Origin of the sequence: Paenibacillus sp. JNUCC32, assembly GCF_014863545.1 — a bacterium.
GTDB classification, from domain to species: domain Bacteria; phylum Bacillota; class Bacilli; order Paenibacillales; family Paenibacillaceae; genus Paenibacillus_AQ; species Paenibacillus_AQ lautus_A.
Map to the genome: position 1 here is coordinate 515,557 of NZ_CP062260.1, position 12,831 is coordinate 528,387.

Here is a 12,831-nt window from a genome sequence, read left to right on the forward strand (position 1 = left end):
ATAAAAAGTCCGTTTTTTGGCGGCGAAAGGGTTAAATAACGGAATTGGTGTCCGTTACACTTATAGAATGGCCTGATTTGTGGTGAATAACGGATCTGTAGTCCGATGGGTATGGGGATAACGGCGCTTGTTTGGCGTGGGAACCGCATGTGATGGGAAGAAGCTACCTGTTTAGAATGGAAGCCACAAGTGTGTTGAAGAAACTGCCTGTTGGTGTGGAAACCACGTGTGTGGTGAAGAGCTGTCTGTTGGTAGGGAAACCACCGCATACATAGGACCGGCAACCATTTAATATGGCACCGTCTGATTTGGGGATCTGCAGGTGTTTAGTCGTGTAGACACGTCCATGGCCGCTTTTCGTCGGTAAATCGAGGCTCCCGCGCGGCTTAAGAATGGCAAGTGGCTCTCACGCCAATGGCCGGCTTAAGAATGGCAAGGAACTCTCACTAAAACAAAAGAACGCGTATTGGAAGGGATTCAATTCTCCCGCCATACGCGTTCTTATTTAGGATGTTACTATGTTACTTTCGGACTGTCGGCGTCACCGTTATACCAGCTTCAAATATTCTACGATCGTCAGCAAGCCCTTATCGAAATTCTCCAAATTAAAATGCTCGTTCGGCGCATGCAGATTCTCGTCCGGCAAGCCGAAGCCCATCATGACGGCAGGGGCGTTCAGCGTGCTGGACAGCTTCTCCACGATCGGAATCGATCCTCCGTCTTTCGTGAACAGTGCACGCGTGCCGTACACGTTCTCGAAGGCGTCTGCGGCTTTTTGCAGCATCGGATGGGACGGATCGATATTGAAGGCGAATGCCTTTTCCTTCGGCTGGAAGGTGATCTTGGCTCCGACCGGGGTGTGCGCATGCAGATGCTTCTCGATCGCGTCAAGAACAGCCTGCGGATCCTGATCGGCGACCAAGCGGCAGGTGATTTTCGCATGGGCTTCCTTCGGAATGACCGTTTTGCTGCCTTCTCCCTGGAACCCGCCGTATACGCCGTTCAGCTCAAGGGTCGGCCGCGCTCCCACGCGTTCAACGAAGGAGAAGCCCTCTTCGCCGTACAAGGAATCAAGGCCGAGGTCCCGCTTCAGTTTATCCTCGTCGAACTCCTGCTTGGCAAATTCCTCGCGCATTTCGGGCGACAGTTCGAGTACGCCGTCATAAAAGCCTTCAACCGCGACGCGGCCCTGCTCGTCATGGAGCGAGGAGAGCAAGGACACCATTGCGTGCAGGGCGTTCGGCACGCCGCCGCCGTATGTACCGGAATGAAGATCGGTGTTGGCTGTTTCCAGGGACAATTCCAGCGAGCACAGCCCGCGAAGGCCCGTGGAAATGGCCGGTTTGCCAGGCGCGAGCAGGGATGTATCCGAGATCACGATGGCATCGGCCGCCAGCTTGTCCTTGTTGTTGTCAAGGTAGAGCGGCAGGTTGGGGCTGGATACCTCTTCTTCGCCTTCAATGCAGAATTTGATGTTGACCGGAAGCTCCTTCTCTTGTTTCAAAATGGCTTCGACGGCTTTGACATGCAGGAAGAGCTGGCCTTTGTCGTCCGTTGCTCCGCGCGCGTACAATTTGCCGTTGCGGACAGCCGGCTCGAACGGCGGCGTCTCCCACAGATGAAGCGGATCTACAGGCTGAACGTCATAGTGGCCGTAAACGAGCACGGTCGGCTTGCCTTCGGCATGCAGGTAGTCTGCCGTAATAATCGGGTGCCCGGCCGTCTGGTGAACCTCCACATGCTCAAGTCCGGCTTCGGTCAGCTTTCCTGCGAGCCACTCGGCAGCCTTGGCGACATCGCCTTTGTGCTCGGACAAGGCGGAAATGCTCGGAATGGACAACCATTCCTTCAATTCATTCAGATGGGTTTCGCGGTGTTCAGCGAAATACGCTTTATAATCAACGCTCATGAATATGGATCCTCCTTCGATTTACATTGGCATTCGAAAAGATGCCGTATCTTACTATTCTAACCGTTTTTCGGAGAATACGAAATACAGCCGGATCAAATCGGAAACCTGTCTTGAATCTAATCGGGCAGCTGTCATGCAAAATTGTCCAAAAGGTTCTCCAGAACATGCGCAGTGCCGGACTGATCAGCTTTTGCGGTGTCGAACCGCATAAATCCGGCGTTCAGGCATCCAGGACGGAATTGGTCGTGTATGCAGCTTCCCCTCTGCAACACTCCTCTTGTATCGCGGCTTCCGCAATCATGCCGTATCCCAGCCGGAAGCTGAGAATAACCGGAGCATCCGGTCTTCCTAAAATATTTTAATTCCATATTAAAAAGAAATACGCAGCATCATGACGAATCATGATGCTGCGTATTTCAATGGTTGACCCTCCATCACCGAAGGGCTAATCAGAATTTATCCCAGCCGTTTCCAATTAGCTGGCGCTGCAGGAATGGCAACTGCTGCTGTTGTTGGATGAACTGCTGACGCTGTTGTTCATGTAATTGCTGTTGCGAACGGAACTGCTCTTGTGCTTGAGTTGGGGTTCGCTGCGGTTCAGCAGCATACGTTCCATGCTGCGTTTGATCCTGCGCATTGAAATGCTGCTGGAACAACTGCTGCTGTTGCTGGAACTGCTGTTGCTGCTGCTGCTGAAGAAGCTCATAATCTCGATGGCCAGGCGCTCCTTGATGATAATAGTGCTGATTAAGATGAGATGCGTGAGGCTGATGTTTCATCTGTCCTTGCACTTGCCCTTGCTGCGGGCAGTTTTTTGGCGGCCCGATGACAACCGTGTCGGTGATCGGCGCCAAGGTCTCTTTGACTTTGGCTTCATCCAGGCAGTAGGTGTGAGCGAACACGCTGGCCGGCGTCAATCTCAAGAGATCCGAACCTCCAATGAATTCAGGCACCGGTGCGTCAAAGACCGCGATCAGATGCGTATTGTCGACCGTTGCCATTTCATAATGCCACCAGCCTTGGGGCACGAGCGCAACTTGACCGGGCGTTACCGTGAAGTTCAGCAGCTCTTTCGTAAACGGATTGACAAGGGAAACGATGGCTGAGCCGGAAACGACATATACCAGCTCCGATGCATTTTGATGGATATGCGGCTCCACTACGTTTCCGGTACTGAGATATATATCCAGCAGGGAAGCGTTGCCGAGCGTGTTCAATTCTTTTACGGAGAGAGAATTGATGTAATTCTGACTATCTTTTTTGAAAAAAGGGTTATTGCTCATATCGTAAGTAAATCGAACGGACGGTGAGGTGAAATCCATATAAGAGACTGCCACTGTGACTCCTGCCCTTCATCATGTAGTAGGCGTTGACCCATAACATACGTTATGCCTATGGGCAAACATCCGTGAGCCCATTTTTAAGAATCAGCAGGATGCAAGCCGCCCATTGACAGGGCGGCTTGCGTTAAACACTCATAGGGTGGAGCAGGAGAGGTCAGGCCGATTTCGGGATGGAAACCGGCGACTTCCGTCCGGCCGAGAAGCTGACCAATCCTGCCGCCAAGCCAAGCGCGAGCACGAATCCCCCGAGCCATGGATGGTATTGAAGCGTGGATGACGTATTGACCATGAAGCCTCCTGCACCCGCTCCTGCGGCTAACCCCAGATGGACAATGGAGGTGTTTATGCTGAGAACCAGATTGGAAGAACCCGGTGCCTGCTGGATAAAATAGCTCTGGACCGCCGGGCCCGCCGCAAACATGGACATCATCATGACTCCCATCAGCGAAAGTCCAATGACCGATTGACCGACGAGCAGCGGAAGCAGCGCAAATACCGCAATATGAACGAGCGTGCTGAGGACAATCACCTTCCCTGCCCCAAAACGGTCGACGCCATAACCGCCGAGCCTGGAGCCGATGGCTCCCAATAGGCCAAAGCCGAGCATAATGATGCTGATGCCGGACGGTGCGATGCGAAAGATATCCTGGATAAACGCCGTCACATACGTGAACAGAACCGAATTGCCGGATTCCCGGAAGAACGTAAGCAGCAGGGCGCTGACGATCACGAGACTCCCCAGCACTTTGAACTGCTGGCGGAAGGGAACGGGGGCATCCCCTTGAACATCCGGCAGGAGCCTGATAAGGACAAAGGCGACCAACAGACTGAGCAGAGCCAGCAGCAGAAAAATGGACTGCCAGTTCAGCAGATTCGTGATCCATATGCCGATCGGAACGCCCAGCACCATGGCGCTGCTGAAACCCAGCACGATGGTGCCGATCGCACGGCCTAACGTTGCCGGGGGCACCATTTTGGCTGCGGTACCCATTGCGGCAACGAGATAGACGCCTGAGCTTACGCCCAGAATGACACGGGAAGCCATGAGCGTCCATACCCCGGTGCTAAAAAAAGAAACAAGACTGCCGGCAATGAATAGCAGAAGCGAGCCGAGCAGCACCTTTTTTCGATTGATTCGAGCGGTAAGCGAGACCAGAAACGGTGTTCCGATCGCAAAAGCAAGCGAATAGGCGGTAATCAGCTGGCCGGCAAAAGCCAAGGAAATATGAAGATCGTCAGCAATCGCGTACAGAATACCCGAGACGACCAGCTCTGAGGTAGCGGTAAGAAAAACCCCGAGCGCCAATAAATATATCGTATATCGATTCATATCCATTATCCTTTCCGTTGGGAGATTGATACCCTCAATCGGATCATGGCTAGCACATGCCGTTTCGGATAGTAAAGCATGAAATCTCTTTGTGTTTGTATTATAAGCAGTGCGCATATATGATGTAAGAAGGCAAAGTATTTGGATATTATCCAGTCATTTTGACTAACTTACGATTAGTTAGTGATGGGGTGAGGCAATGGAGCCGGTTAAAGAAGACATTCAGGAAAAGCCAGGGTTCAATCATATCTGCTCAGTGCTGCAAATTCTTGGAGCCAAATGGGCGTTCCTTGTCATCGCGCAATTAGCCCAAGGACCGAAACGGTTTAATCAGCTTCACCGGGATGCAGCCATCATCAAGACGCAATCCTTGACGGATGTCCTGCGCCATTTGGAAAGCAGCGGCATCGTGAGACGCGAGGTATTCCCTACCGTTCCGGTCTCCGTGGAATATTCATTGACCGAGAAGGGGATGGACTTCCTGGCTTCTTTGAAGGAGATGGAGAAGTGGGCCGAAAAATGGGGGGTGGAACAATCCTCCTGACGTTGCCGCTGCCGCCAAAATGGTATGATATCAGAAAACTCATTTCCGACGCGTATACAGCGGAAATGAGTTTTCTTTTTTTTGAAAATTTCGTATTCTTATAGATAACATTTTCCAAAATGGGAATGAAGTGATAGGGAGGTGGTTGCCGTTTGCGAATCCATAAGATTAACCTGCTGACCAAGTTGTTGATTTCCTATTTGCTCGTGCTGATGTTTCCCGTGATCGTCATCCTGTGTTATTACTATCCCTATTCGGCGGACGTTGTGAAAGAGAAGGAAATGGACTGGAATGCGCATATTACGGAGCAGTTCATGACATCGATGGATACGTTTACCCGGTATGTATACAATTTGCCGTTCGAGCTGGTGCAGAATCGGGAATTCAAGATGTACAAGGCCGAGGAAAGCGATTACCAGCGTGTCCTCATTGCCAATGAGATGAAAAAATACAATGCAACCGATGCATTTATTTACAACACCTTGCTGTATGTAAAGAACATCGGTTATTTGTTTTCCAAAACTGGAAGCGCATACAGTTTGGACGACCTGTCCATTCCGGGCGTCGGTTACTACTATGAAAACTGGGCCGGCGAAGATATGATCCAGACCTTGAATGATCTCGAGTCTCCCATCGTCAGGCCTGTTGAGAACGTGATTGTGCCCGGCAATAACCGGGTTCGAATGCTGACCTTCGTGCAGCCGCTGCCGGTAGGAGGCACGAATTCCCCCGGAGCCGTCATGATCATGGTACGGGAAGATACGATCGTCCGGATGATGAAGTCCGTCTCGGAAACCTATAGCGGCGATTTTTTTGTGTTTGACGGCCAGGGAAGGCGATTGGTATCTTCCCATGATACGTCATACCAATCCTCCGATGACTTCCGGAAGCTTGTGCAGGGCATAGGGGATGAGACATCTTCCTCTTCGGGCATTTATGCGATCAGCGGATCGGATTATCTGGTATCATCCTCGGTTTCGGACAAAAATGGATGGAAATACGTGAGCCTGCTGCCGGTATCCTCATCCCTTCAGGGCATTCGGACGATTCAATTGAATACGGCCATCCTGGTCGGCCTGATCCTGCTGCTTGAAGTGTTTATCATCTATATATCGATCCGGAACAACTATCAGCCGATTCGCCGTCTGGTTGATCTTGCCGTTCAAGTCTTCGAACCGCGGGACCGCAAGCCCATGAACGAGATCGATACGATCAAATATACGCTGGAGGAGCTTTCGATGGCCAACAGCAAGCTTGACGAGCATGTGAAGGGATCGCTGCCGATTATGCGGGATAACCTGCTGTTTGAACTGGTGAGCGGACATCTTGCAGGCTGGGATGATTTCGAACGGGAAGCAAGAAAGGTCGGCCTCCGGTTTCAGCATGATTGCTTCTCGGTTGCCGTACTATGCTGCGAAGCGGATGGAGCAGAGATGGAGAAGATATTGGATTACTGCCGGCGCTATGAAGGACGGCTGCCGGAGGATATCCAAGGTTACTTCTTTAAAAGCATCTATCCGCAGGAATTGATTCTGGTGTGCTCCCATGCGGAGAATGTCCCGCTCACATCCTGCCTGGAACGGATGCAGGATGAAATATTGGAGCACACGGGCCGGCGAACGGTGATCGGCATCGGCAAGCCTGGCGAAGCCCCGTCTCCGCAGGATCTCCATCTCTCATATCTGCAGGCACTCCGAACGGCGGAGTTTCTGCGCATCCGAAAGACCGACGCCGTGCTGGTCTTTGATAACATCGGGATTCCCCAGACCGGAGCCGTCTCCTATTATGCCGAAATCCTGCAATCCCTCGAGCTTGCGATCCTCAAGAATGATGCAGCCATGCTGGCCTCTCTAGCAGAGAGAATGATCGGTTACCTAAGCAATGACAGCCTGCCGCCACATATGATTCAGAGCGTGTATCTCAATACCGTTACCGTCATCTTCAACGGCCTCCAGCGGTTCCGTCATGACGATCAGAGCCTGCTGCGGCTTACGGATGCGGCATTTAACCATCGTTATACGCTGGAACAGATGATCGGGATCATAAGGGAAAGCTATGCCAAGCTGTGCGATATGATCAAGGAAACCCTCCCCGTTTCCCGGGCGGCAACCCAGGATGAGATCCTGTCCCTGATTGCGGAGAAAGGGATGGATCCGAACTGTTCGCTGCAGATGATGGCCGATTATTTTGATATGTCGGTCTCCAACTTCAGCCATCACTTCAAAAAAACGATGGGGCAAAATTTCAAAGAGCATATCGATCAGCTTCGGATCCAGAAATCCATTCAGCTTCTGCGGGACAGCGAGGAGACGCTCGAAGCCATCTCCCAACAGGTCGGGTACACCAATACCTCGAGTTTTATCCGATCCTTCAAAAAAATGGTGGGCACGACGCCGGGGCAATATCGAAATACGCATAAAGCTTAAAACGAAAGACCGCTGATGCCGATGACAAGGCCGATTACAGCGGTCTTTTATAAACCTGCTTGCTTAGAAGCTATTCCTAGGCAGCTGTTTCACAGGCTAAGATGTTTCAATTTTTGAACATATACAAAATTTGAATTCCAAGCGCCGGTTTGTAATGGATGCGTTTACATTTATGGGATGATAGGCGCCTTCAAAAAATGAGGATGCCTGAAAAACTGTCCGTTTACGGTGCCCGCCGCCTTCATTTAGAGTGAAAACTGTCCCAAGGCAAGGCCGACTCAAGGCCGTATACCCCCATGGACCAGACCAACAAACGAAACCAGGAGGTAATGGAATGAAGAAAAGGGTAAACGTTTTCATCTCGCTTGTCGCCATGACGGCCATGTTGTTAACAGGCTGCAGCGGGGCCGGAGGCGGCCAGAACGACTCGGCGGAGACTCCCGGAGACCAAACCGGCAGCAAAGTAAAGCTTACCGCCATCATTACCAAGCACCCGCTCACGAAGCCGCTGGCCGAAATGGAGTGGCTGCAAAAGGTTGAGGAGACGGCGGGCGTGGACATCGAATGGCAGGAGATTACCGCGGATTGGGGACAGAAGAAAGGGACGATGCTGGCCAGCGGCGATATTCCGGATCTGTTCATCGGGCCGAACGTCATTACGGATGCAGACTTTGCGCAATTCCAGGGTTTGTTCCAGGATCTATCCGGCATGCTGGAGCAGGCGCCCAACGTACAGAACATGTTTAATGAAAAACCGGATACGAAAATAATCGCCACGCAGTCGGACGGCAAAATCTACGGTCTCCCGAAATATCAGCGGTTCTGGCCCGCTACCGCCAGCAGGCAGTTCATTAACCAGCAGTGGCTGGATCACCTCGGTCTGAGCATGCCGACCACATGGGATGAGCTGTATGAAGTCCTGGTGGCTTTCAAAGAGAAGGATGCCAACGGCAACGGCGATCCGAATGACGAGATTCCGATGGATTGGCCGGGAGGCATCGGCGGATATTTTAACCCCGCGGTGCTCCTGGGCAGCATGGGGATTACACTGACGGACGGCAGCGGACAAGGTTATTTCGTGGAAGACGGTCAGGTGAAGAACTTCCTGACGGATGAACGGTACAAAACGATGGTCGCATTTCTGAATAAATTGTACAAGGCGGGTCTGGTCAACCCGGAAGTGTTCACGCATGATTATACGAAATTTCAATCCATCGCGCGCGGGGAAGGGGATACGGCCAAGGTCGGCTTTACCTGGGGATGGGTGGCGTCCGACCGCTTCGGCGAGCAGCTGGCACCGCAGTATGCTTCCATGCCGCCGATGAAGGTATCGGCAGATTATGCAGGAAAGCTGTCCTGGAGCTATGATCATTACTCCCTGAATTATGGCACCAACCATATCGTCATGTCCGCCAAGACCAAGAACAAAGAAGCGGCCATGAAATTCATCAACGAGCTTTATGCGCCCGAGGTGGGCATGCAGGTGCTGTTCGGATCCCTCGGACCGAACATTAAAGATAACGGAGACGGTACATATGCCGTTCTGCCTCCGGCCGATGCCAAGATGGATCCGGGCACGTGGAAATGGACCTCGACGATGGCGGACAACGGCGCATTTTATATTCCCGATACCTTAAAGCTGACGCTTGGCACCGATATGCAGGAGGTGCTGGGTCAATCGGAGCCGCTGGAGGCGGCCTTGGACGTGGATCCCGATAAAGACGTGTTCCCCGGCATGTTCATCAAGTATTCCACCATGGACAATAACGCCATGAGCCTGAACAATACGAACGTAATGAATCTGGCGGAATCCAGCTTTGCGAAATGGGTCACCAAGGGCGGCGTGGAAGCCGAATGGGACGCATATATCAAGGAAAGCGAGAAGGCAGGCCTGAAGCAGAATCTTGAGATTATGCAAAAATATTACGACGATTACATGAATCAAAACTAGGAGGGAGGATATGGGGCCTCGCAAAAGATTGGACACCTTCAGACGTGATTACCAGCTGTGGATTATGATTTTTCCGGCGATTGCCGTCATTCTGTTGTTTAACTACGTGCCGATGTACGGCATCCAGCTTGCGTTTAGGGATTACGATTTCAGCCAAGGCTTGACCGGCGGAGAGTGGCGCGGGCTCGCCTACTTTCAGCAATTCATCGACAGTTACCTGTTCACCGATTTGATGCGAAACACGTTTCTGATCAGTCTGGCCACGATCGTGCTCGGCTTTCCGGCCCCGATCATCTTAGCGCTCATTCTAAACCAGATTCGCCGAAAAAGAATGAAGCAGGTGATGCAGACCACCGTATACCTGCCCCATTTCATATCCATCATCGTGCTGGTCGGGATGCTGAACGTGCTGCTGTCCTCCGAAACCGGGGTTGTCGGTCACTTCATGAAGGCGGTGGGGCTGGGGCATATCAATTTGCTAGCCTCCACCTCGACCTTTATTCCGGTGTACGTGCTCTCCGACATATGGCAGCACTGCGGCTGGAACAGCATTATCTATCTTGCGGCCTTGTCCACCGTGGATCCCCAGCTGTACGATGCCGCCAAGATCGATGGGGCCAGCCGCTGGCAGACGATCCGGTACGTCGACATTCCCGCTCTCGTTCCAACCATTATCATCCTGTTCATTCTTAGCATGGGGAATATCCTCGGGACCGGCTTCGAGAAAATATTCCTGATGCAGAATTCGCTGAACCTTCCCGTCTCGGAGGTCATAGCCACCTATGTTTACAAAATCGGGATCATCTCCAACCAGTTCAGCTTGGCTTCGGCCATCGGTTTGTTTAACACGCTCATCAATTTCGTATTTCTGTATGCGATGAACACGATATCGAAGAGAATGTCGGAAACGAGCTTATTCTAATGATCGGGGAAGGAGAAACGGTTGTGGAACATGAAACTGCCAGAATGCGCATCAACGGCAAGGAGCTGGGATTTAAGATCATCTTGGGTTTTCTGTGCGTTTTGATTTTTCTGCTGATTGCGTATCCGCTGTATTTTATCATCATTGCTTCGTTCAGCGACTCAACGCTCGTCTCTACGGGGAAGGTCATGTTTATCCCCAAAAATGTTAGTTTTTTCGGTTACCAGGAAATTTTCAAGGATATGCGGATTTGGACCGGGTACCGAAATACGTTGTTTTACACGGTGTTCGGCACCCTGGTGAACATGCTGTTCACGCTCCCGGCAGCTTATGTGCTGTCCAGAAAGGAATTTCGCGCCAGACGCATCATCATGTTTATTTTCGTGATCACGATGTTCTTCAACGGCGGGCTGATTCCGACCTATTTATTGATGAAGGGTCTTGGCTTGACCAACACGGTCTGGGTGTTTATTCTCCCGTTCTCCGTGAATGTGTTTTATTTGATCATTGCGAGGACGTTCTTTGAAAACTCGCTGCCGCAGGAGCTGCATGAAGCCGCCGTCATGGACGGCTGTTCTCACTTTACCTTCTTCTTCAAAGTGGCTTTGCCGCTGTCCAAAGCGCTGGTCTCCGTCATCGGGCTCTATTATTTGGTGGGGCATTGGAACGATTTCTTTACGGCGCTGGTCTATATTCGGGATACGAAGCTCCAGCCGCTGCAAATCGTATTGCGGGATATCCTGCTGTCGAACCAGGTATTCTCGAGCGGTGCGGGAACGGGCGGGGATGCCGGGGGGTACGCGCAGCGATATGCCGACCAGATCAAGTACGGCGTCATTATCGTCTCGACGCTTCCGATTCTGCTCATTTATCCGTTTATGCAAAAATATTTCGAGAAAGGCGTCATGATCGGCTCCATTAAAGGGTGACGCGCCGCGATTTACATTTGGATGATAGACAATAAAAGGGGGCTGTCCCGCTTGATCCTGGATCTGGCGGGAAGCCCTTATGTTATGTCAAATAGCGGGAAAAGGCACCTCCGGCATTTAAAACCGGAGGTGCCTCATGCATAAATGAAAATCAGGATTCGTGCTTGCTTTCATCCGTAAAGTAGATTCCGTTGCCGGAATCAACCTTGGCACTCAACCAGAGGCCGTCGGGAGTTTCGCCCGGTTCGCCGATCAATTGCAGCTTGCCGGGGTTGTTCTCGTATATATCCCGGACAGAGGGCACGAGAAAAACAGGTCCGGCAGCATCCTGGCTTCCTTCCGAGACTTGTTCCACCATCAATTCCACGTTGGTTCCCGGGAGCTTAAAAGCAACCGTGTAATCTCCTTCGCGCCATGATTCTTCCAAACCGAGCGTGTCGCGATACAGGGATTTGGCTGCCTTGATATCTTTGACCGGAACAAAATAAAAAATAACGTTTCCTTCCATGTTCTCACCTCGAAATAAAATATGGTTTCGTGATGCAAGATAATTAGGTTATATTAAACATAACTCAGTTATGTTGTTTGTTCAAGCTATTTTTTGGAAAATGGCTCATTTGCAGCTATCAAAGATTTATATCTCTTCAAGAGCAGCTATGTTAGAATTTAAATATCTATGCATGAACGTTTTCGGAGGGAGTTACATGAGTCATATACCAATACCGGGTACCACGCAGCACAAACTCATACAGGCAGGATTAAAGCGTTTTGCCGAGATGGGCTACAACCAAGCGGAAGTTGACGACATTGCTGCCGATGCCGGAGTGACCGTGGGAGCTCTTTATCATCATTACAAATCCAAGAAGAAATTTTACGGCTTGCTTCGGGATGACATAACGCTTCGAATATTGGACCGCATGGAAGCTGTTGCCGATGCGGCTCCTCCCGAGTTGCGCCTGAAATTGGTTCTATTGACCGCCTACGACAGCATGATTCGCCTTAAAGTGGGCCGACTGTTGTCTGAGCCCGATCCCCGCAAAGGAGACAATCCCGTTGCGCGTTATCTCGGTGAACTGGCCGCAGCATCAGGAGAAGAGGCTGGCGAAGAATTGGGCATCATTCTGGCGGAGGCATTGCGTGCCGCATTTGCGCAAGTCGTGGAACACGGAGGCGATGAGGCTGCGATGAGGTCGGTATTAAACAGATTATTATCGTCATAAATGAATGTTATGGTCATCCTTCACATGAATAGAGTAATGATGCTTATTGCTTGATGGCAGCTTTGGTGCTGACGTTAACAGGGGAGACATCGGGGTTATGCCAGTTTCGGCACGCCAGAAAAGAGAAGCCAGGCAGGCAATAATATGTATTAGGGAAATGTAACGGTTCAATGATCGTATGAAAACGATAGGGTAGATACAAGTGAAAATAACGCAAAAAACAACCCGTATGCCGGAGCAGCATACGGGTTGTT

The 12,831-nt window shown here is 51.2% G+C and carries 10 protein-coding genes; 6 read left to right on the forward strand and 4 right to left on the reverse strand.

Going from position 1 to position 12,831, the window contains the following annotated elements; translation table 11 throughout:
* Positions 1 to 547: 547 nt before the first annotated feature.
* The 3 genes from JNUCC32_RS02330 to JNUCC32_RS02340 all read right to left on the reverse strand — a co-directional run bounded on the left by JNUCC32_RS02330 (position 548) and on the right by JNUCC32_RS02340 (position 4,585).
* Positions 548 to 1,909 (reverse strand): dipeptidase, encoded by a 1,362-nt coding sequence (locus JNUCC32_RS02330; protein WP_036660112.1) that lies wholly within the window; start codon positions 1,907 to 1,909, stop codon positions 548 to 550.
* A gap of 452 nt (positions 1,910 to 2,361) precedes the next feature.
* Positions 2,362 to 3,249: a cupin domain-containing protein gene (locus tag JNUCC32_RS02335; RefSeq protein ID WP_096776124.1), complete on the reverse strand. Its 888-nt coding sequence runs from the start codon at positions 3,247 to 3,249 to the stop codon at positions 2,362 to 2,364.
* A 160-nt stretch (positions 3,250 to 3,409) separates the two neighbouring features.
* Complete coding sequence (locus JNUCC32_RS02340) at positions 3,410 to 4,585, reverse strand: MFS transporter (RefSeq protein WP_192570977.1); 1,176 nt, start codon at positions 4,583 to 4,585, stop codon at positions 3,410 to 3,412.
* Positions 4,586 to 4,784: 199 nt separating this feature from the next.
* Here JNUCC32_RS02340 and JNUCC32_RS02345 point away from each other — a divergent pair, with 199 nt between their 5' ends.
* The 5 genes from JNUCC32_RS02345 to JNUCC32_RS02365 all read left to right on the forward strand — a co-directional run bounded on the left by JNUCC32_RS02345 (position 4,785) and on the right by JNUCC32_RS02365 (position 11,357).
* On the forward strand, positions 4,785 to 5,129 hold the full coding sequence (locus JNUCC32_RS02345) for a winged helix-turn-helix transcriptional regulator (protein WP_192570978.1): 345 nt from the start codon (positions 4,785 to 4,787) through the stop codon (positions 5,127 to 5,129).
* Positions 5,130 to 5,281: 152 nt separating this feature from the next.
* Positions 5,282 to 7,555, forward strand: coding sequence for a helix-turn-helix domain-containing protein (locus JNUCC32_RS02350; protein ID WP_096776121.1), 2,274 nt, complete (start codon positions 5,282 to 5,284; stop codon positions 7,553 to 7,555).
* Between the two features lie 334 nt (positions 7,556 to 7,889).
* Complete coding sequence (locus JNUCC32_RS02355) at positions 7,890 to 9,506, forward strand: ABC transporter substrate-binding protein (protein WP_096776120.1); 1,617 nt, start codon at positions 7,890 to 7,892, stop codon at positions 9,504 to 9,506.
* Between the two features lie 10 nt (positions 9,507 to 9,516).
* Positions 9,517 to 10,428 (forward strand): ABC transporter permease, encoded by a 912-nt coding sequence (locus tag JNUCC32_RS02360; RefSeq protein WP_009595317.1) that lies wholly within the window; start codon positions 9,517 to 9,519, stop codon positions 10,426 to 10,428.
* On the forward strand, positions 10,428 to 11,357 hold the full coding sequence (locus JNUCC32_RS02365; protein WP_192570979.1) for a carbohydrate ABC transporter permease: 930 nt from the start codon (positions 10,428 to 10,430) through the stop codon (positions 11,355 to 11,357). Before JNUCC32_RS02360 ends, JNUCC32_RS02365 begins: the two co-directional genes overlap by 1 nt.
* Before the next feature lie 151 nt (positions 11,358 to 11,508).
* On the opposite strand, the gene JNUCC32_RS02370 is transcribed toward JNUCC32_RS02365, so the two are convergent.
* Positions 11,509 to 11,865, reverse strand: a complete 357-nt coding sequence (locus JNUCC32_RS02370; protein ID WP_192570980.1) for a VOC family protein — start codon at positions 11,863 to 11,865, stop codon at positions 11,509 to 11,511.
* A gap of 196 nt (positions 11,866 to 12,061) precedes the next feature.
* Between JNUCC32_RS02370 and JNUCC32_RS02375 the strand changes: the two genes are divergently transcribed.
* Complete coding sequence (locus JNUCC32_RS02375) at positions 12,062 to 12,577, forward strand: TetR/AcrR family transcriptional regulator (protein WP_192570981.1); 516 nt, start codon at positions 12,062 to 12,064, stop codon at positions 12,575 to 12,577.
* Positions 12,578 to 12,831: the final 254 nt, after the last annotated feature.